At 34.4% G+C, this 21,444-nt stretch carries 21 protein-coding genes and 1 pseudogene; 15 read left to right on the forward strand and 7 right to left on the reverse strand.

Annotated features, from left to right (window positions below; translation table 11 throughout):
- The first annotated feature begins 142 nt into the window (after positions 1 to 142).
- From greA to BST92_RS06605, 7 genes are all read left to right on the forward strand, one after another.
- On the forward strand, positions 143 to 619 hold the full coding sequence (gene greA / locus BST92_RS06575; RefSeq protein WP_105070728.1) for a transcription elongation factor GreA: 477 nt from the start codon (positions 143 to 145) through the stop codon (positions 617 to 619).
- A gap of 2 nt (positions 620 to 621) precedes the next feature.
- Positions 622 to 1,014, forward strand: coding sequence for an HIT family protein (locus tag BST92_RS06580; RefSeq protein WP_105070729.1), 393 nt, complete (start codon positions 622 to 624; stop codon positions 1,012 to 1,014).
- 125 nt (positions 1,015 to 1,139) lie between these two features.
- The gene (locus BST92_RS06585) at positions 1,140 to 1,550 is read left to right on the forward strand and encodes a BrxA/BrxB family bacilliredoxin (RefSeq protein ID WP_105070730.1); all 411 of its coding nucleotides are present in this window, start codon (positions 1,140 to 1,142) and stop codon (positions 1,548 to 1,550) included.
- A gap of 205 nt (positions 1,551 to 1,755) precedes the next feature.
- The gene (locus tag BST92_RS06590) at positions 1,756 to 2,448 is read left to right on the forward strand and encodes a lysophospholipid acyltransferase family protein (RefSeq protein ID WP_245910879.1); all 693 of its coding nucleotides are present in this window, start codon (positions 1,756 to 1,758) and stop codon (positions 2,446 to 2,448) included.
- A 101-nt stretch (positions 2,449 to 2,549) separates the two neighbouring features.
- Entirely contained in the window at positions 2,550 to 3,554 is a 1,005-nt protein-coding gene (locus BST92_RS06595; protein ID WP_105070732.1) for an acyl-ACP desaturase, read from the forward strand.
- A 133-nt stretch (positions 3,555 to 3,687) separates the two neighbouring features.
- Positions 3,688 to 5,145, forward strand: coding sequence for a sensor histidine kinase (locus BST92_RS06600; RefSeq protein WP_105070733.1), 1,458 nt, complete (start codon positions 3,688 to 3,690; stop codon positions 5,143 to 5,145).
- Between the two features lie 109 nt (positions 5,146 to 5,254).
- On the forward strand, positions 5,255 to 6,022 hold the full coding sequence (locus tag BST92_RS06605) for an enoyl-CoA hydratase/isomerase family protein (RefSeq protein WP_105070734.1): 768 nt from the start codon (positions 5,255 to 5,257) through the stop codon (positions 6,020 to 6,022).
- Positions 6,023 to 6,098: 76 nt separating this feature from the next.
- On the opposite strand, the gene BST92_RS06610 is transcribed toward BST92_RS06605, so the two are convergent.
- From BST92_RS06610 to BST92_RS06640, 7 genes and pseudogenes are all read right to left on the reverse strand, one after another.
- The gene (locus tag BST92_RS06610) at positions 6,099 to 7,256 is read right to left on the reverse strand and encodes a metal ABC transporter permease (RefSeq protein ID WP_105070735.1); all 1,158 of its coding nucleotides are present in this window, start codon (positions 7,254 to 7,256) and stop codon (positions 6,099 to 6,101) included.
- Positions 7,253 to 8,365, reverse strand: a complete 1,113-nt coding sequence (locus BST92_RS06615) for a metal ABC transporter permease (protein ID WP_105070736.1) — start codon at positions 8,363 to 8,365, stop codon at positions 7,253 to 7,255. The genes BST92_RS06610 and BST92_RS06615 overlap by 4 nt, the downstream gene beginning before the upstream one ends.
- Before the next feature lies 1 nt (position 8,366).
- The gene (locus BST92_RS06620; RefSeq protein ID WP_105070737.1) at positions 8,367 to 9,104 is read right to left on the reverse strand and encodes a metal ABC transporter ATP-binding protein; all 738 of its coding nucleotides are present in this window, start codon (positions 9,102 to 9,104) and stop codon (positions 8,367 to 8,369) included.
- Positions 9,104 to 10,012 carry a metal ABC transporter solute-binding protein, Zn/Mn family gene (locus BST92_RS06625; protein ID WP_105070738.1) on the reverse strand — a complete coding sequence of 303 codons (909 nt, stop codon included), beginning with the start codon at positions 10,010 to 10,012 and terminating at the stop codon, positions 9,104 to 9,106. Before BST92_RS06625 ends, BST92_RS06620 begins: the two co-directional genes overlap by 1 nt.
- A gap of 40 nt (positions 10,013 to 10,052) precedes the next feature.
- A pseudogene (locus BST92_RS06630) lies at positions 10,053 to 10,922 on the reverse strand (transporter).
- On the reverse strand, positions 10,841 to 11,497 hold the full coding sequence (locus BST92_RS06635) for a metal-dependent transcriptional regulator (protein WP_105070739.1): 657 nt from the start codon (positions 11,495 to 11,497) through the stop codon (positions 10,841 to 10,843). The pseudogene BST92_RS06630 and the gene BST92_RS06635 overlap by 82 nt, the downstream one beginning before the upstream one ends.
- Before the next feature lie 146 nt (positions 11,498 to 11,643).
- Entirely contained in the window at positions 11,644 to 12,354 is a 711-nt protein-coding gene (locus BST92_RS06640) for a molecular chaperone DjiA (RefSeq protein WP_105070740.1), read from the reverse strand.
- Positions 12,355 to 12,558: 204 nt separating this feature from the next.
- Here BST92_RS06640 and BST92_RS06645 point away from each other — a divergent pair, with 204 nt between their 5' ends.
- The 8 genes from BST92_RS06645 to BST92_RS06680 all read left to right on the forward strand — a co-directional run bounded on the left by BST92_RS06645 (position 12,559) and on the right by BST92_RS06680 (position 21,286).
- Positions 12,559 to 12,975 carry a response regulator gene (locus tag BST92_RS06645; RefSeq protein WP_105070741.1) on the forward strand — a complete coding sequence of 139 codons (417 nt, stop codon included), beginning with the start codon at positions 12,559 to 12,561 and terminating at the stop codon, positions 12,973 to 12,975.
- 5 nt (positions 12,976 to 12,980) lie between these two features.
- Complete coding sequence (locus BST92_RS06650) at positions 12,981 to 13,520, forward strand: heme NO-binding domain-containing protein (protein WP_105070742.1); 540 nt, start codon at positions 12,981 to 12,983, stop codon at positions 13,518 to 13,520.
- Positions 13,520 to 15,499 carry a PAS domain-containing sensor histidine kinase gene (locus BST92_RS06655; RefSeq protein ID WP_105070743.1) on the forward strand — a complete coding sequence of 660 codons (1,980 nt, stop codon included), beginning with the start codon at positions 13,520 to 13,522 and terminating at the stop codon, positions 15,497 to 15,499. The genes BST92_RS06650 and BST92_RS06655 overlap by 1 nt, the downstream gene beginning before the upstream one ends.
- Before the next feature lie 3 nt (positions 15,500 to 15,502).
- On the forward strand, positions 15,503 to 16,636 hold the full coding sequence (locus tag BST92_RS06660; RefSeq protein WP_105070744.1) for an FIST signal transduction protein: 1,134 nt from the start codon (positions 15,503 to 15,505) through the stop codon (positions 16,634 to 16,636).
- Positions 16,636 to 17,688 (forward strand): sensor histidine kinase, encoded by a 1,053-nt coding sequence (locus BST92_RS06665; protein ID WP_105070745.1) that lies wholly within the window; start codon positions 16,636 to 16,638, stop codon positions 17,686 to 17,688. Before BST92_RS06660 ends, BST92_RS06665 begins: the two co-directional genes overlap by 1 nt.
- Complete coding sequence (locus BST92_RS06670; RefSeq protein WP_105070746.1) at positions 17,688 to 18,005, forward strand: Hpt domain-containing protein; 318 nt, start codon at positions 17,688 to 17,690, stop codon at positions 18,003 to 18,005. Before BST92_RS06665 ends, BST92_RS06670 begins: the two co-directional genes overlap by 1 nt.
- 10 nt (positions 18,006 to 18,015) lie before the next feature.
- Positions 18,016 to 18,723 (forward strand): LytR/AlgR family response regulator transcription factor, encoded by a 708-nt coding sequence (locus BST92_RS06675; RefSeq protein ID WP_105070747.1) that lies wholly within the window; start codon positions 18,016 to 18,018, stop codon positions 18,721 to 18,723.
- Between the two features lie 124 nt (positions 18,724 to 18,847).
- Positions 18,848 to 21,286, forward strand: a complete 2,439-nt coding sequence (locus BST92_RS06680) for a DUF4114 domain-containing protein (protein ID WP_105070748.1) — start codon at positions 18,848 to 18,850, stop codon at positions 21,284 to 21,286.
- The last annotated feature ends 158 nt before the right edge of the window (positions 21,287 to 21,444 follow it).

The following is a 21,444-nucleotide window of genomic DNA, read 5'->3' on the forward strand; positions in this document are numbered from 1 at the left end:
TTTGTTTTTGAAATCCCGCAGCAATGATGGGATTTTGTTATTTATATTCTTGAGAGCTGATAATGTTGAAGTGCTTTTGAGTATATCGCTATTGCGAAAGCTGACTAAAAACAGCCTCGCAATTCACTAAAAATGAACAACTATGAGTAACATATCGTACTATACAGAAGAAGGATTTAAAAAATTAAAAGATGAGCTGAAGCAGCTTAAAGACATAGAGCGTCCTAAAGCGTCACAGGCCATCGCCGAAGCAAGAGATAAAGGTGATTTAAGTGAAAATGCAGAATATGATGCTGCCAAAGAAGCTCAAGGAATGCTAGAAATGCGTATTTCTAAACTGGAAGCTGTCGTGGCAAATGCACGTATTATTGATGAGAGTGATCTAGATATGTCTAAGGCGTTAATCCACAGTAATGTGAAGATTAAAAACTTGAACAACAACATGGTGATGAACTATAAACTCGTTGCCCAAAGTGAATCTGACTTGTCAAAAGGTCACATCTCAGTAGATTCTCCTATAGGTAAAGCTTTACTAGGTAAAGAAGTAGGTGAAGTTGCGGAGGCTGTTGTACCTGTAGGAACAATTAAGTTAGAAATTTTAGAAATCTCTAGAGGATAGTTATGAGCATATTCACAAAAATTATTAACGGTGAGATTCCATGCTATAAAGTTGCAGAAAACGACGACTTTATCGCATTTCTAGATATCAATCCTAATGCACCTGGTCACACACTATGTGTGCCCAAAAAAGAAGTCAATAAAATATTTGACCTAGATAGTGAGACTTACTTTGACTTAATGGATTTCTCTAGAGAAGTAGCACTTGCGTTGAGAGAAGAAGTGACTTGCCAGCGTATAGGTATGAGCGTGATAGGACTAGAAGTTCCTCATGTACACGTTCATTTAATACCACTAAGGGATATGGAAGACATGCGATTTGTAAATAAAGTATCACTATCTGATGAAGAAATGCAAGACATCGCTACGAGAGTTAAGGCGCGATTTGATTCCTAATTAAAAATTCTGCCTCACAAACCCTAAGACCTTTAAGGTTGTGTTCAATAACACCATAAGATTTAATGATATCATTAACAGGTAGATTAACGAGATAGGTTTTACCTTTGTAAAAAATTAATAATATGTACCCAGCAGAATTAGTTCAACCGATGCGTGATGATTTAGGAAACGCAGGATTTGAACACTTATATACCGCAGACGCTGTAAATAGCGCAATTAATAAAGAAGGAACAACACTAGTAGTAGTAAATTCAGTATGTGGATGTGCTGCTGCAAACGCACGTCCTGGAGCAAAAATGTCTTTAGAAAACGCAAAAAAACCAGACCATATCGTGACGGTATTTGCAGGTGTAGATCGTGAGGCAGTAGATGCAGCAAGAGCAGCGATGATTCCTTTCCCACCTAGTTCACCTAGTATGGCATTATTCAAAAATGGTGAGTTAGTACACATGCTAGAGCGTCACCACATTGAAGGTCGTCCAGCAGAGATGATTGCAGAGAATCTTAAAGAAGCTTACAACGAGAATTGCTAGTACATTTCTAGTTTAAAAATTATTAAAAAGGTTGTGTAGATTTACACAACCTTTTTTGTTTTTAAATAATTAATTCTTTTACTATGCACGCATATCAATTGATTCAAACATCGATGGATATGCACAGTTTGCATTATATATTTGTGCCATGCAAAAAATTATCTCGTATCCCTTAACGATACTACATTTCATACTCTTTTTTTTGATGCTGGTGATATTCCATCCTATCCAGTTGATATGTCATAAAATTTGGGGTTATGATGCCCATAGAAAAAGCGTTGCCATTTTAAATTGGTTTTTAATGCAAACCCAGCTGCCGCTTTTCAACACCTTTGATTTTAAGTTTAAAGAAGAATTGCCGGTAGGGCCATCATATATATTTGTGAGTAATCACCAGAGCATGTTTGACATACCACCATTGATTTATCACTTGCGTCACTATCATGCAAAGTTTATTGCAAAAAAAGAACTCGCAAAAGGAATCCCTAGTATATCTCTCAACCTGCGCATAGGTGAGAACTGTGCCATTGATCGCAAGGATGCAAGACAATCTATTGCGGCTTTAATCAAATTTGCAAAAAACGTCTTTGAGAAGAAACGTAGCGTCGTGATTTTTGCCGAAGGTTCTAGAAGCCGCACAGGTGTACCTAAGCCCTTTAAAACAAAAGGTTTATTGACCCTTTTCAAATATATACCTGATGCTATCGTTGTACCAGTAACGGTAAACAACTCGTGGAAAGTGGATCGATATGGTAAATTTCCATACGGTATCGGTAATAAGATTTCTGTATTAGTGCATGAACCTATCCCTATCGCTGGACGTAATGGAGAAGAAATTATAGCACAGGCAGAATCTGTGGTGCATGGCGCGGTTACCAGCACAGCAATAGATTCATAAGGGAAGATATGCTGTAAATAACTGATTATTATTGTAATTACGCTTCTGCGAAAGCGAACTAAACATTAAAACGCGTACTTTTAAAGTCTATTAAAAAATATATGAATATCAAGCCCCTTAAAAATATACGCATCGAGGTGATGCAATCGCTAGAGAGCAAGGTTCAATCTTTCATGGATGAATACTTAATCCCTATCGATAAGATATGGCAGCCTACTGATTTTTTGCCTAATTCGCAAGAAGATACTTTCTTTGATGAGGTGACAGAATTAAGAGAGCTGGCAAAAGAACTACCTTATGATTTTTGGGTAGCCTTAGTAGGAGATACCATTACTGAAGAAGCATTACCTACCTATGAGTCCTGGCTTATGGATGTAGAAGGTATTAATCAAGTAGAAGGAAAAGGTAATATATGGTCTAAATGGGTGCGCCAGTGGACTGGTGAAGAGAACCGCCATGGTGACGTGTTGAACAAGTATCTTTACCTATCTGGTCGTGTGGACATGCGCGAGATAGAGATTACTACACAACATTTGATTGCAGACGGTTTTGATATAGGAACAGATCGCGATCCATATAAAAACTTTATCTATACGAGTTTTCAAGAACTAGCCACATACATATCGCACAATCGAGTTGCAAAACTTGCGCGTGGTTATGGAAATAGTGCGCTATCTAAAATGTGTCGTATGATATCTGGTGATGAAATGCGCCATCATAAGGCATACAGCATGTTTGTTACAGAAATTTTTAAGGTAGACCCTAATAATATGATGGTTGCTTTTAAAGATATGATGGTTAATAAAATAGTGATGCCAGCCATGTTTTTAAGAGAAGCAGGACAATCTATGGGATCTGCTTTTGAAGATTTTTCAAATAGTGCACAGCGTATAGGTGTATATACCGCACAAGATTATATCGATATCATGCAAAAACTTATTGATATGTGGGATATAGCAAATATGAAAGGATTGAGTGAAGAGGCAGAGAAAGCACGTGATTACTTGATGAAACTTCCTGCACGTATGGAACGTATCTCACAACGTATAAAAATCCCGCAAGAGATAACTCGTTTTTCATGGGTAAATCCAGCCATGACTACATAATATAATGATTATTATAGTATAAAAATCCCTAGATCTTTTCTAGGGATTTTTTGTTTAGATTAAATTGAAGTTCTTCGGCTTGATTATTGATTGCTCATTACAATGTCTTATTAAGTTATTACATTTACGATTCATGAAAATCTACCAAAACAGTCTGCGCAATCGCATTTTTATAGCGATGATTTTATTGACACTTATCTCCAGTCTACTTATTGCTGGAATGTCCATATATCAATCTAGAGAACAGGCTAAAGATTACCATTCAAAAAGATTACAACGTAAAGAGCAAGCTATTAAGGAACAAATAGCCTATGAACTGCGCAAGACAGACTTTGAGGTGGTGACAGAAAATCTTCAATTTATTTTTAGAGAAGAGATTTATGGGATCAGTGATATTCATGGTATGCCTGTAAATATGTATGATTTACAAGGACGCTTAATTAAGACTTCAAAACCTAAACTTAAAGCCGATAGTCTAGAACTACAAATCAATCATATCATATTAGAAGGTCTTAAAGCCTCAGACACTAGACGTTATGTCATTGAATTTGAAGAAGATGGGAAGAAGTATTTATCTAGTTACTCTTATCTTACTGATAATCAATTTAAAAACATAGCAATTCTTAACTTGCCTTATCTTGAGAATGATGATTTTATGAATTATGAGCTCAAGGAATTTCTGACTAGGCTTTCTGGGATTTATGTATTGATGTTCTTGTCTTCTATCTTTTTGGCTTACTTTCTTTCTAAGTACATTACTAAATCTATAAGCCGTATCAGCGATCGATTTAAAGAGATTAATATCGCACAACGCAATGATAAGATTGTTATAGATGAGTCTGATGCTGGTGAGTTAAAGGCACTGGTAATGTCCTATAATAATATGGTGGATCAACTAGAGGAAAGTGCTGTTAAATTAGCTACTAGCGAGCGTGAGCAAGCCTGGCGTGAAATGGCAAAACAGGTCGCGCACGAGATTAAAAATCCGTTGACGCCCATGCGATTAACGGTACAAAGTTTTCAACGTCGTTTTGATCCGTCAGATCCAGATTCACGAGAAAAGCTCAAAGAGTATAGTAATTCACTTATTGAGCAAATCGATGTGATGAGTAATATTGCTAGCGCATTTTCTACTTATGCGACCATGCCAGCACAAAAAAGTGAGGAGACAGACGTACCTATGGTAACGCAACTTGCACTAGATATTTTTAATGAATCTTATATCACTTATGAAGAAGATGCGGCTTCATTGTTTGCCATTTTTGACCGTACACAACTTATACGAGTGGTTACTAATCTAATAAAGAATGCCATACAGGCATTAGATACCGATAGGTCTCCAGAGATCAAAGTATCTGTTACGCATGATGAATACAACGTTTATTTGAAAGTAAAGGACAATGGGACTGGTGTTCATGAAGATCATCAAACTAAAATATTTGAGCCTAAGTTTACTACAAAAAACAGTGGTATGGGATTGGGTCTGGCGATGGTTAAGCAAATCGTAGAGAATTTTAAGGGTACGATTACCATGACTACTCAGGTAAATGTAGGGACCGAATTTACGGTTCAAATACCTAGATCTCGATAGATCCGCTTTCGCGAAAGCAATACTAGAACATCTTATCATATTTTTAAAGATTCAAATTCTTGCTATAAGGTTGTTATGTCTATTTTTACATCAGTAAAAAACAAAGATCATGAACAACATTCTAGTTACTACCGAAGATAAAATCACTACTATAACTATTAATAGACCTAGTAAGCTTAATGCATTAAATAAAGAAACCATTGCAGAATTAAGTGAGGCTATAGATAGTGCGGAAGATGATGAAAACACAAGAGTTATCATTTTAACCGGTAGTGGAGAAAAAGCTTTTGTCGCTGGTGCAGATATTGCAGAGTTTGCAGATTTCTCTCCAGAACAAGGTAAAGAGCTTGCGGCGCATGGACAAGAAATTCTTTTTAATAAAGTTGAGAATTGTTCTAAGCCAGTTATTGCTGCTGTAAATGGATTTGCTTTAGGTGGCGGACTTGAACTTGCAATGTCTGCTCATTTTAGAATTGCTAGTGATAATGCAAGAGTAGGATTACCTGAGGTTTCCTTAGGTGTTATACCAGGTTATGGTGGTACACAGCGTTTACCACAATTAGTAGGTAAAGGACGTGCAATGGAAATGATTATGACTGCAGGTATGATTGATGCTGCGACTGCGCACTCTTATGGATTAGTAAACCACGTTGTGACACAAGAAGAGTTGATTTCTACTTGTGAGAAAATCGCTGGAAAAATAATGAGAAACAGTCCTGTAGCAATAGGTGCTGCAATTGATGCTGTAAATGCTGGTTATATAGATGGAGTAGATGGTTATCAGGCAGAGATTGATTGCTTTGGAGCATCTTTTGGTACAGACGACTTTAAAGAAGGAACGACTGCGTTTTTAGAGAAGAGAAAAGCTGAGTTTTAGAAATAAAACTTTTAAAAATGAAAAAAGGGCAGATTTATTTCCGCCCTTTTTTCATTTAATTCTTTAAAATTTGAATTTATCCTCTAAACAAAAAGAAATCATCTTTCATATCTTCAATCTTTTCATCTTTGTTAGTGATAATATAATCGAGAGCTTTTTCAGTGAATTCAAGACCTTTATCTGTAAGTGAAACAACTTGATTGTCGATAGTGATCATGTTATTTTTTTCGGCAAGTCGCAATACAGAATTAGCTTTTACTTTACGCCAGTTGATATGTTCTTGAAGGTGAGCTACTCTACGCTCGTTTATGCTATCGTGATTGTTTAGATGTAATAAAAAGGTAAGTAAGGAAACCTCTTTACGCTGTCTATTTTGTCTAAACAGTACGGCGATTAATCCTTTACTAGGTGCAAAAAGATAAATTAATAGAAATAGCATTCCTAATACCGTTGTGATAGATCCAGAAATAGAGGCGTCTAACCAGCGTGCAAACCAATATCCACCTATAGCACTTCCTACACCAAATAAAACAGAAAGAACCAGCATCTTGCGTAAATCTGTCGTTAATAAATATGCAGCAGCAGCAGGTGCTATCATCATCGCAACGACTAGAATAGCACCTACAGCATCAAAAGCTGCGACTGTTGTCACAGAGGCAACACTCATTAATCCATAATGTAAAATTACAGGTGAAAATCCTAAAGCACTAGATAGTCCAACATCAAAAGTGCTGATTTTTAACTCTTTATAAAACGCAAATAGTAATACAAGTGTTATCACTAATATCACTGAAATAGTCCATAATCCTTTAGGTCCAAAATCAGCATTATCGATAATAAGTCTATCAAATGGTGCATAAACGAGATCACCCAGTAGCACAGCATCCACATCTAAATGTACATCATTAGCATTTTGAGCAATTAATATAACACCTATACTAAACAGTGCTGGAAAAACTAATCCTATTGCGGTATCTTCCTTTACGAGTCCTGTTTTTTGTATGAGTTCTACAAGAACTACTGTGATGATACCACTAAAAGCGGCAAAAATAATTAACCATGGAGATGCTAGATCATGTGTGATAAAAAAACCAATTACAATCCCTGGTAAGATAGAATGACTAATGGCATCACTTATCAATGCCATCTTGCGCAATACAAGAAAAACACCTGGAATCGCACAGGCAGCAGCAGTTACGGCAGCTATAAGCTGTATGTCAATCATAGGACTCATGACTCTGGTAGATTATTGTTGTATAAATTTGCTGCCGTTTCAAAACCGTCTTCAGTCATGGACCAGTTTTGGCCTTGAATAGTAATCCACTTTTTCTCTTCTAGTTTAGACAGTGTTTTTTTAGTAAACCCTTGAAAGCTATTTAAAATCCTAATGGCGTGCGGTCGTGATATATCGTCGTGATCGCGCACAATATCATACATAAAATACAGTGTTTTCTTAAGTTGAAGATCGCGTCTGTTTTTAATCAGTCTTATTTGTTTAAAAATAATACCTCTTTCTGGTGAAAATAGAAAGGATACAATCACAAAAATCGCTGCCACTAATACGATAACTGGTCCAGTAGATAGATTATTCTGACTAGCGCTAATAGCAGTTCCAAAAACTCCCGAAAAAGCACCAAATATGGCAGCAAGCATTACCATTGTACTTAATCTATTGGTCCATTGTCTAGCAGCAGCAGCAGGCGCGAGTAACATCGCACTCATTAATACTACACCTACAGTTTGTAGGCCTATTACAATAGCCAGAACTATAAAAAAGCTTATTAAGCCATCAATGAACCTGGTATTAAATCCTAAAGTCATCGCATAGTTTTTATCAAATAGCAATAGCTTAAATTCTTTCCAAAATAATAACATCACTAACAGGCTAATCCCAGTAACTATGACCATTAATAGTACATCACTTTCTACTAGGGTTGCCGCCTGACCAAAGAGATATTTATCTAATCCTGCTTGATTTGCATTAGGTTGTTTTTGAATGTAGGTCAATAATAACATCCCAAAACCGAAAAATAGGCTTAATATCAGACCTAATGCCGTGTCTGTTTTCAAATGTGTTTTTGTGGTAATACCACGTATCCAGAAAACGCCTATAAGTCCACTTACTAAAGCACCTAATAGTAAAACATTGGAATCTTTTGCGCCAGTAATTAAAAAGGCAATCGCAATACCTGGTAATGCAGCATGAGAAATGGCATCGCCTAGAAGGCTTTGCTTACGTAGTACGGCAAAACTTCCTAGCATGCCACATATAGCACCTAGAACGGCAGTTCCTAGTGTAATGGTGCGCAAGGTATAGTCTGTAAAGTATTGAGTAATGTCCATATTATTGTTGAACTGCTACTTTATAATTAATACCATAGGTTTTAGTCAGGTTATCATCATTAAAAATATCCTTTACGGGACCTGTTGCGATGTGTTTCACATTTAAGAAAGTTACCCAATCAAAATATTCTGGTACTGTTTGCAAGTCATGATGAACAACGATAACTGTTTTACCTGCTTTACGTAGTTCTTTTAAAATATTGATAATAGCAATCTCAGTAGTAGCGTCTACACCTTGAAAGGGTTCATCCATAAAATAGATAGCAGCATTTTGAACTAACGCACGAGCTAGAAAAATACGTTGTTGTTGTCCTCCAGAAAGTTGACTTATCTGTCTGTTTTTAAAAGCAAGCATACCTACTTTTTCAAGTGCTTCTAGAGATAGTTTCTTCTCCTTTGCGCCAGGTCTTTTAATCCATCCTAGTGAGCCATAAGTACCCATCATGACTACATCTAGTGCGGTAGTTGGGAAATCCCAGTCTACACTACCTTTTTGAGGTACATATGCTACTTTATCACGTTGCTTAATATAGGGTTTACCATAAATTGCAACAGATCCAGCAATAGGATCAATGATGCCCAGTATGGATTTTATTAAGGTTGATTTTCCGGCACCATTAGGACCTACTATGGCCATTAAAACACCTTCAGGAATAGATAAATCGATATCCCACAAGACTGGTTTATAATTATAAGCGACAGTTAAATCATCTACGGCTACGGCTATTTTAGGTTCCATTATTTAAGTGCATTTACTATGGTGTTGACATTGTGTCTATACATACCTATGTATGTACCTTCATCAGTACCTGCGCTACCTAGTGCGTCACTGTAAAGTTCTCCACCTATTTCAACTACGTGATCCTGTGCTTCAACAGCAGCTTGTAGAGCCTCTACGGTACGTCTAGGAACACTGCTTTCTACAAATACAGCTTTAATTTTATGTTCAATTATAAATTGAGTAATACGTTGTACATCTTTAACACCAGCTTCTGTTGCGGTAGAAAGACCTTGTAGACCTACCACTTCAAAGTCATAACTGCGACCAAAGTAATTGAAAGCATCATGTGCGGTAACCAGAATACGGTTTTCCTTAGGCAGCTCTTCTATCTTATCACTGAGTTCCTCATTCAATGTATTTATTTTTTCTAGATATATATCTCTGTTTTTTTCAAAAGCGACTTTGTTTTCAGGATTGTATTTAATTAAAGTCTCTGTCACATAATCTGTTATTTGTGTCCAGTAATTGATATCAAACCAGATGTGTGGATCATAATTACTTGCAAAATAATCACTACCTATCAATGTTGATTTATCAATTGCATCACTTACCGCTATAGTAGTTTTACCACGCGCATTCATTTTTTCAAATACATCTACAAGCTTCCCTTCTAGATGTAGTCCATTATAAAAAATTAGATCTGCGTTTGCCAGTTTGGTCATGTCACCTTCACTAGGTTTATAAAGATGAGGATCTACACCACTGCCCATCATACCTTGTGTTTCAATAAGGTCACCACCTATATTTTCTACCAGGTCTGTAATCATTGTTGTGGTGGTAACGACTTTTAATTTACCGTTATCTTCCTTTTGTGTTCCACAGCTTATAAGTAGTATGGATAGTAGTATGTAAAGAGTGTTTTTCATAATTGTGTATTGTGATTACGCTTTCGCGAAAGCGTGATTTTTACTTTTTTAAGATTCTATAACTGAATCCAAAGCTAAATAGCAATTCTTGATTAGTATTACTGCTTTGAAAACCAGTACCAATTGTAGCATCGAGCTGTAAATTATTGTTGACGAGATAAGTCATACCTGCATCTCAAAGATGTCCAGCTTGATCACTTTCTGGAAAGAAACCATATACCTCTGCATAGGCGCCAATTTTTTCTGTAATAGAATAGCCATATGCGAGTGAATATATATATTCTAAGGATCGATCATCTCCTATTCTTGCACCTAGATTATAGGCTAATCCCGCACGATCATTTAGTGTATGGTCAAAGGAAAATAGAAAATCCATACCGGTGTCTTCCGGTTTAAACTCGCTTACTGCTGTAAATGGTAATCTTAAGTGACCTAGAAGTCCTATCTGTGGAATCCATCCTTCTTCATCAGTGATTTCAATTTTTGCACCTACAAGTAATGGAGTGAAACCAGTTGCGTCAAAGACTTCTCGACCTCTAAATTTTGTGTTTGAATTTATATAATCCCAACCTAGACGTAATTCAAAATTATCAGAAAGTCCATACCTAAGTAAGGCAGTATTGTATACGGTAGTTTTTATATCATTATCATCAAAACTGTCATCTATAAATAATGCACCTGTTTCAATTTGAAAATTTCCTTTTCCTACGGTATAGGGTGATTCTGTTGCGTCAGGCCTGTCTGTTATTAATGCGTTTTGTGATAGTTCACTGGTTTGTGCAATGGTGATGATAGAGAATAAGAGGCAGGTGGCTAGTAATACTTTTTTCATTTTAATATTTTTAAGTAAAGATTGTCTGCAATTGTTTTTGAGATATGTAATTCTTTTGAGTCTGTTTTGATAAGACATGATCCATCAAAGGCTTCTAAATCAATAAGCTGTATTTGAGTACCTAATTCTATTTGATGTTTATCTAAGTATTGTAAAAATCTAGTAGATGTATCGTGCACGCCAGCGAGAACACCTGATTGCCCTTTTTGTAATTTTGAAATAGCGGTTTTTGCTGTTTTTTCATAATTACCTTGAGCGTCTGGAATGGGATCACCATGGGGATCATATTTTGGATAATCTAATAGTTTATCTAATTCATCTATTAGTTTGCGAGATTGAATGTGCTCTAATTGTTCTGCCACTTCATGCACTTCATCCCATGAGAAATCAAGTTTTTCTACTAAAAACACTTCCCATAATCTGTGTTTTCTAATGATTTGAGTGGCACAATTGATACCATTTTGAGTTAATCGGGTTCCTTTATAAGGTATGTACTCTGCAAGATTTTTATCTGCTAATTTTTTAAGCATATCTGTAACTGATGATGCTTTTGTATTCATACGACCAGCGATGTCGTTTGTGGAAACTAAGTTTTTACCATCTTGAAGATGGTAAATCGTTTTAATATAATTTTCTTCTGATACTGAGTGCATGAGGTAAAGGTAAAGTATTTATTTGTTAAGAGTAAATTAAAGTTTAGTCTTGTCTAAAAATATATTTATTGTAAATTGATTGACACAACCTTAATTTAATGACAGAAGAATTTATAGGATAGAAATGTTAATATAATCGATAAGCTTTATGCCATACCGCGCTCTTTACGAACGATTTCATAAGCTTCTTGTACTTTACGGAATTTTTCTTCGGCACCTTTACGGTAGGCTTCATCCATATCCATTAACTTATCTGGATGGTACCGTTTTGCCATAGTACGATATGCTTTTTTAACTTCGTGATCAGGTACGCTTTTGTCGATTTCGAGAATTTTATATGCGTTATCTCGATCTTTAACAAACATCGCTTTAATTGATACGAAATCACGTTGTGTTAGTCTAAGATAGCCTGCTATTTGTTCGAGAACTCTTAGTTCTGAGTTACTTATATTACCATCTGCCTGAGCAATACCGAAAAGAAAATGAAGTATTTGAATGCGCGATTCAATTCTAGTACGTGCATTTAAAAATTGACAAATACGTGCGGCATTTAACTCTCTTTTTTTTACAACTTCATTAAATATTTTAAATATTTGAGAAGCGCGTTGCTCTCCATAACTCTGTATAAAATAATTGCGTACATACCTCAATTCACTGTCACTAACCTGACCATCTGCTTTTATTACAATAGAGGTAAGTGATAATAAATGTAATTCAAAATCTTGAGGGCTTACTGATTGTGTCTGACCTCGATATGGATTTGAACCTCTATGTGAGTTAGTATTATTGCTAGACGTAAATGCGTTAAAAACTAATCGTAAAACAAAAAATAGAACTATGTAACCTAAAAATGACATTAACTGAATTGAGCGGTGAAAAATATGAATTTACGTTTACTTTGTAGTCAATCCTTATGCCAATTGTGATGTATGACAAGTTGGCTTTAGAAGTTTTCCATTCGTCGACACTTAAACGTCATCCGTCGATAGATAGGTGTGGAATCATCGATATAATCTGAGCAAACTTAATAATCGTATTAATTTGCTATTATATTAAAGGACATGAAAGCACGTAAATTAAAAGTTTTACTCATAGAAGATGATACAATTGAGGTAATGAAAATGCATAGAGCGTTATCTACTTTAAATGAGAAACATACTATCGTTGAGGCAAATAATGGAGAGATGGCTTTGTCGATTTTAGAGAAAAAAGATCAGCTTCCTGATATTATTTTGCTAGATTTAAACATGCCTAAAATTAATGGTATTGAATTTTTATCAATTTTAAAAAAAGACGACCGGTTAAAGTATATACCGACTATTATTCTAACAACATCAAACAATCAAAGAGATTTATTAGCATGTTATAATTTAGGAATAGCTGGATATGTCTTAAAACCATTAAAGTATGAAGATTATGTCGAGAAGATCTCTAGACTTATGTCATACTGGAGTATTAATGAATTATTTATTGCTTAAATAATATGAAAGGAATCGTTTTTACAGAGTTTCTCGATCTAGTAGAAGAGAAATTTGGGTTAGGTATGGTTGATCAAATTATTGAACAATCAGAGTTACCATCTAATGGTGTATATACATCTATAGGGACTTATAGTTTTGCTGAGATGTTGCAGCTTATACAAAATCTAAGTGCAAATACTGGGCTGAGTATCGATCAACTCTTACTAGCTTATGGAGAGCATTTTTTTAATGTTATTGAAAACAGTTATCCTGGACTTCTTGCTACTTATAAAGATCCAATAGAGATGCTTTCTTCAATAGAGAACCATATCCATATTGAGGTTAGAAAGATATATCCAGATGCCGAATTGCCAACTTTTGAGGTATTAGAAAAATCTGATCAACATCTTATTATGATTTATAAATCTAGTCGAGCGATGCATCACTTTGGTCTAGGTTTAATGAATAGGACTTTTGCACATTTTGAAATGACCTCAAATATTAAAATTGAGAAGATTAAAGAAGATGGTACTGAGGTAAAATTTACTATTCATAAAACTTAATGGCAGCTTCTGATGTCGAAATATTAAAACGTGCGCTCGATAGGGAAAAAGCAGCTCGTAAGCAGGCTGAAAAAATCCTGGAACAAAAGGCAGCAGAATTATATGAACTTACTCAAAAGTTACAGCACTCAAATAAGCAATTAGAGTCATTAATAGATGAAAAAACATCAGAGTTAAATGGTGTTTTTGAAAATATTGTTGATGCTTATGTAGTGACTGATCTAGTTGGTAATGTTTTAAAGATGAATGATCCTGCAATAGGATTACTCGAAGCAGACTTTGAAAAAGAGTCTATCAATATCATGAACCTTATTCATCCTACCGAGTATGATAATGTCATGACTAATTTTCAAGAATTAATTAAACATGGCTCATTGACTGATGTTCATGTTAAAATTATGACCAAAAATCAACAGATTAAATTGGTTCATATTAATTGTAGTATTATCTACGATAATCATGGTAAGCCTAAGGCAGCTCAAGGGATTGTACGTGATATAACCAAGAGTAATGAAGATGAGAAAAAACTCATTGAGTCTGAAAATAGGTTGTCAACATTAATTTTAAATCTTGAAAATGCAGTTTTATTAGAGGACGAAAATCGTCAGATCGTTTTAACTAATAATAGGTTTTGTGAGTTTTTTGAGATTCCTATGAGACCTGAAGAAATGGTTGGATTTGACTGTTCTGAAGCGGCCAAAAATTCTAAAGAGTTATTTGTAAATCCAGATGGTTTTATTGCTAAAGTAGATGAAATACTGCGCAATAAAGAGATGGTAACAGGTGATGAATTAGTAATGGTAAACGGAAGAATTCTCGAACGAGATTTTGTACCTATTATTGAAAGCGGTGTCTATAAAGGACATCTTTGGTCTTATAAAGATGTTACATTAAAACGCTCATATCGTAAAAGCCTTGAAGCCCAAAAACAGAAATATAGTAGCATTATTGCTAATATGAATTTAGGACTTGTTGAAGTTGATCAAAATGATAATATATTGATGGTCAACCAAAGCTTTTGTAAGATGAGTGGCTATTCTGAAGAGGAACTAGTTGGGAAAAATGCCGCAGAGAGATTTTTAAATAGTGAAGATCGAAAAATATTTAAAAAAGAAACTGAAAACCGGTTAAATGGTAAATCAAGTTCTTATGAGGTGCAAATCTTTGATAAAAATAACGAGAAAAAATACTGGCTTATTAGTGGAGCTCCTAATTACGATATTAATGGGAAGATAGTAGGCTCCATTGGTATACATTTAGATATAACTGATTTTAAAAGCTTACAGTTGCAAAAGGAGTTATTGCTTTCTCAATTAGCAAAAAGTAATGACGAGTTACATGAATATGCGCATATAGTTTCTCATGATTTGAAAAGTCCTTTGCGCAGCATATATGCTTTAGTCAACTGGTTAAAGGAAGATAATCTTGAAAAATATGATGAGACCAGTTTAAAGAACATCTCTCTAATAGAGGAAACCTTAGAGAAAATGGAGCAACTTATAGGAGATATTCTCGACTATTCTAGTCTTAATTCTACTAATAAAGAGTTTACTGAAATTGATTGTAATGAGTTGTTAGTTGATTTAATAAAGGTCATTTATGTACCTAGTCATATTGAAATTAAGTTACATGGAAAGCTGCCAGTTATAAATGGAGATAGGACTAAGGTTAATCAATTATTTCAAAACCTATTGAGTAACGCTGTTAAGTTTATGGACAAGGATAAAGGACTTATTGAAGTGAGTTTTGAAGAAACGTCTACTCATTATAAGTTTAAGATTAAGGACAATGGAATAGGGATTGATCCAGCATTCCATGATAAAATATTTAAAATATTTCATGCTTTAAATAAGAACAAAGATTCTACCGGGATAGGATTGTCAATTGTCAAAAAGATTGTCGATCTACATCAAGGAGTGATTTGGTTAGAAAGTGAAGTAGGAGAAGGAACCACATTTTTCTTTACATTAAAAAAATAAAAGATGATTATTAATCAGCATTTAAAAGTAAAAAATCAACCTTGGAAAAGTATAGGTGATCAAAAGACATTGAACAAGCCATTGGTTTTAGCTTTTGGAAATAGATTTCTACTAGAATCACCTACTATTTTTAAAGAAGTACAATCAATGTATCCTGACGCTCATATTGTGCTAGGTTCTTCAAGTGGTGATATTATGGAAGATACTGTTAATGATGAATCAATTTCTTTAACAGCTATAGAGTTTGAGAAGAGCCGTTTTTCAATTAAAACCGCAAATGTTTTAAATGAGCAAAAAGATAGTTTTAAGACTGGTAAACATCTAATCGAGCAATTTGATGCTGATGGCTTAAAACATGTTTTCATTGTATCCGAAGGAAGCTTTATTAATGGGACTCAACTTACACTAGGAATGAATTCTGTATATGGAGATAAATTATTAATTACAGGTGGCTTATGTGCTGATGATGCTAGATTTGAAAAAACGATATGTGGATATAATTCCAATCCTAAATCTGGAGAAATAGTTGCTATAGGATTTTATGGTGAAAGTTTTGAAGCTACATTCTCAATACATGGAGGATGGATTCCTTTTGGGCCAGAAAGAATTGTTACTAAATCTAAAGGCAATATATTATACGAGTTAGATGATATGCCGGCACTAGATTTATATAAAAAATATTTAGGTGAAAAATCTAAAGAATTACCTGGAGCAGCTTTATTATATCCACTTAATGTGAAAATTGAAAATCAAAATCAATCTATTGTAAGATCTATATTGAATATTGAAGAAGAGGAAAATGCTATGGTTTTAGCAGGTGATATTCCAGAAAATTCTAAAGTTCAGTTAATGATGACAAATGTTGATCAGATTGCAAATGCTGCCGAAAGAGCCGCTAGACAGGCAGATGATGTTAGAAAAAACACTTCACAACTAGCTCTTTTAGTAAGTTGTATAGGTAGAAAGTTAGTCCTAGACCAAAGAGTTGAAGAAGAAATTGAAGAAGTACGTAATGTATTAGGTGAAGAGGTTGTGATATCTGGATTTTACTCTTATGGAGAGATTGCTCCTTTCCATGAAGAGATGAAGTGCCAGTTACATAATCAGACGATGACAATTACCCTATTAAGCGAATAATGAACTCATTACTTAAACGTCAAATTAGGAAGTATTTAAGTGATGACCTCGCACAACATCCAGATCTTGTGCGATTATTTGACGCAATTAATAGTTCATATAATACACATGATGATCAATTTGCCATGCTACAAAGAGCAATGTCTATAAGTTCGCAAGAACTCTTTGAGGCAAATAAAGAATTGAAAGAAAGAGCAGAATCTCAGACCTTAGTAATAGACAAGCTTAATAATGTTATTCATACTTTAAAAAATTATGATTTAAAAGAAGAAGGTCATTCAAGCGATGATACCTCTGATAGCTTTGGCTTAGTAGATTTAATAGATAGACAAACTAAAGAAATACTAGCTTTTAATCAACAAAGAGAAGAATTGTTAAGTGAACTATCACATCAAAATCAAGAGCTAAGCGATTATGCACACATGGTTTCTCATGATTTAAAATCTCCTTTGCGCAGTATTGATGCCTTAGCATCTTGGATTAGTGAAGATTATTCAAGCGCACTTGACAAGAAAGGAGTAGAGAATCTTGATTTGATTAGAAGTAATGTTCAGAAAATGGATACCTTAATTAATGGTATATTGGAATATTCAACAATTGGAAAAACTAAACTGTTGTTATACGATGTTGATTTACAAATCTTAGTCAATACTATTCTTAGTATAGTTTTTGTTCCAGATCATGTTAATATTGTTATCTTAAATCCATTGCCAGTTGTACAAGGTGATAAATATAGATTACAACAATTGTTTCAAAACTTAATAGATAATGCCATTAAGTATAATGACAAAGAAAATGGCACGATAGAAATAAATGTTGAAGATTTATCCAGTCATTGGCAGTTTTCTATTAAAGATAATGGTTCAGGAATTGATAAGGCGTATTTTGAAAAGATTTTTAATGTTTTTCAAAAACTAGAAAATAATGTCAACTCATCTGGTATAGGACTATCAATAGTTAAAAAGGTAGTTGAATTATATCAGGGAGAAATTTGGGTTGAATCTGAATTAAATCTAGGAACAACATTTTATTTTACTTTACCTAAGAAATAATGGAATTACCGAATAGATCTTATATTGACAGTTTGTGTCGTGGAGATAAAGTCTTTGAAAAGAGATTGTTAAGTGTTATTAAAGCGGAATTTCCAGTAGAGAAAGATATTTATTATAAAGCACTTGCTGTTAAGAATATTGAAGAAATTGCCGAAGCAGTTCACAAATTAAAGCACAAAATAAGTATCTTGGGACTTGAGAAAGGATACGCACTGGCGGCACAATATGAAAATGATATTCGTGATGATAAGTTTGATCTTGCTCAATCTTTTGAAGAGATCTTAGATAGTATGACAGAGTATCTTAAAACTTTATAGCAAGTAAAGAATGAAATGCATTATTATAGATGATGAAGCTACAGCTCGATTAATTATATCAAAGTATTGTGGTGATATGAAAGGCCTTAATGTATTAGAGGAATTCTCTAATGCAATAGATGCAATGAAATATTTGAATCAAAACACCGTAGACTTAATCTTTCTTGATATTCATATGCCAGGCTTTAATGGTATAGATTTTATACAAACGATTAAGAATCCGCCTAATGTTATTTTAACCACTTCTGATCCTAATTTTGCTATTGAAGCATTTGAATATGAGTGTATTGTCGATTATTTGATTAAACCAATTAATGAAGATCGATTTGTAAAAGCGATTCATAAGGTATCTAAAAAAGTAAGTACAGCCAAAAAAGAAATAGCTTCTTCAACTAAAGAATCTAATGAAGATGTACTTTATGTAAATATTGACAGACGTCTTATTAAAATTGATATGCCTAGCATCTATCTGGTAGAAGCAAAAGGTGATTATATCATGATTAAAACAGAAACAAAAAACTATATTGTTCACTCCACGCTTAAAAAAATAGAGGATAAGTTACCAGATCATACTTTTCTTAAAGTACATCGCTCTTATGTGATTAACGTTAGTAAGATTATAGATATTGAGGATAATTGTGTTTTAATTAAAAAGGACATCATTCCAGTAAGTAGATCTAATCGCCCTATTTTAATGAAACGTTTGAATTTGCTGTAGCGTCTTATCAACACTTATCTAAGTATAGATTCCATTCATCTACACTTCTCTTTGATTCATCGTTTTAAATTAAAACAGCCTTGAATCTCCTTTAGTTTTGACATGAAATTAAACAATTGTCAAGATGAAAAAATTATTACTCGGTGTCTTTTTTTTAGCTAATGTAGCTCTTAGTCAGAGCTATCAATATTTAGGCTCTTATGATTCAATGGGAACTCCTCAATATTTAGTGAATCCTAGTGATGTAGTGGATACAGCTACAATGGATATGATTGGGTACTCTTTACCAGAAGGATATCCAGTGCCTATCTATAATCCACATTATATCACATCAGGATATGAAACTGATATAATTGTTGAAAGTCTAGCAGATGTTTGGGTCACTTTTGTGAGTGAAGGTGCTGGTTATAAAAACGTTTTAGGATTTTATACTTATGATATTACAAATCCACCAACGACAAGACCTACTGCCTCAGAAATTACTATCATATTCCCTAATGTATCAGCATTATATAGCGGTGGTGGCTTACAAACTGGAGACAAAGTTAAAATAGGAACTTTTCCCGCTGGTACAGGTATAGGTTGGGTACTTCTAGCAAATGCATGGAATTCTACTACAGCAACCGTGGGAACAGCTCAATGGGACCTCTTTTCAAATCCTAGCTTCAACCCAGAATCACAGGCAGATTTGCAGTATCATAATGTACTATTGCAAGATCCTGAAAACGAAAGAATAATTTTAGGTTTTGAAGATATTAGAAGAGATTACGGTTCTTGTGATAACGACTTTAATGATGCTATTTTTTATGTAACCGCAAATCCGTATACAGCACTTAAAACTTCTAATTATGCAGATATTAGTAAATCATCTACCGTAAGTTCTGGTAATACTGGTGGCCTAGAAAGCAATGGTGATCTAGCTAGCCTGATTGCAAAAAGAAATTTTGAACGAACAAAAAGAAACTTTATATCTACTAAAGAAACTCAAACTAAATTTAACCAGTCAGATGTGCGCTTAAAAACTGGTAATAATACAGCTCAATTAGATTCTTATCTACCTCTTACAGGTATGTATGGAACAGAGACAGCTTATGTTTCAACACCACAAGACCTAATCAATGTTACTAATGCTACAGAGGTATTTTCAGTAGATTATTATGAACAAAATAATAGAATCGCTGCGGTATTAGCAACAGCCTCTACAGGATCAATTTATGACCATTCCAAAGCAACTTGTGACCGGCTCAATAACTCTATACTTGAAGATGTGAGATCAGTTACCGTCAATGGTCATAAAATAATAAGTTCAAAACTAGTTAGATCTTCTGGTGAGACTGAATATGCTCTAGGGTTTTCTGTAAAACTGGGTACAAATCAAAATGAGCTTTTCAGTTTTTGGGAAATAGGACAATATCCAACAGGTAACTACTATAACTTTCAAATTTGGGGTAGTTCTTATTCTCAAGTATTTGCATTAACTAATAGTATTTTGGCAAATTTAAATCAAGCAACACCGGTTATCAGTACACCAGTTGCAAATAATATTCCGCCAGTTTTTGTAAGCTCAGGCTATTACCAGAATGGACAGTTGCATCTAGAACTAACTAATAAGACCGGCGCAACTAGCCTTACCTTTAATGGCGATCTTGCAACTACAGAAGTTTCTGGACGCCAGGCGATCAGTCAATCTATTAATTTATCTGGTAATTTGCATGAGACGATAAGTATTCAGACTGGTAACTTATTTGACATAGGTTTTTCATTATCAGTAGCAAATCAACAACAAGACGCATTGTATCTAGCAGATGGTCCATGGGGAATGGACTACCTCACCGACTATGCTAGTGTTTCTAGTTTTAACGTTCAAAACGCACAGTCTAGCACAACAGGAAACGTTTATCATATTGAGCGCAATCCATCTGTTCAAGGAACGGTAAAAGGTAACTTAAATCTATTCAGACATTTATTACCTGGTGAGCAAACACTTGATGTATCTTCTTATACGGCACTACAATTTGATATTATTAATGATCAACCTGTAGAAATTATTTTAGTGCCAGAGACATCAATTCCATGGAGTGATCGCTTTACATTTACTATACCTGCAAACGCTTCTAGTACCACTTATGATATTGCGTTTGTCGATTTTGAAAACGCTAACGGTGTATCTTTTACACATACAGATATTAAGACTATCGTTTTCTCGATTATTAGTGATTATTCAAATACAATTCCTTTTTCTATCGATTTAAATGATGTCAGGCTAGGTGATTATCAATCTACACTAAGCATTGAAGATGACATAGACGAGGTGTTAACTCTCAATAATGCGCCTAATCCGTTTACAGGTTCAACGAACTTTCAATTACCGATTGAGAGCGCTGTAATTGAAATAAGTGTATATGATTTATATGGTCGCACAGTAGATCATAAAAGCATTAAGACTACAAATGGTAATATGGAGTTTGAATATCATTCTCCTGATCTTAAAACTGGCCTATATCACTTTAATGTGATAACAGATCAAGGTAGGAAATTCACAGGTAAATTCTTGATTAATTAAATATTATAGTAGAAAAGAGTAGGAGTAATTGGGTTGTTTTAATACGCTTTCGCGAAAGCGTACTAAGACGCCCTTTTTTTATTCAACTCTTATTGTTTCAAATAAAGGCTTACTAGATAATAGCCATTTAAATTTAAATCCAACCTCTGTAAATGTAA

The sequence above is a fragment of the Nonlabens arenilitoris genome (genome assembly GCF_002954765.1).
In the GTDB taxonomy this organism is placed as follows: Bacteria; Bacteroidota; Bacteroidia; order Flavobacteriales; family Flavobacteriaceae; genus Nonlabens; species Nonlabens arenilitoris.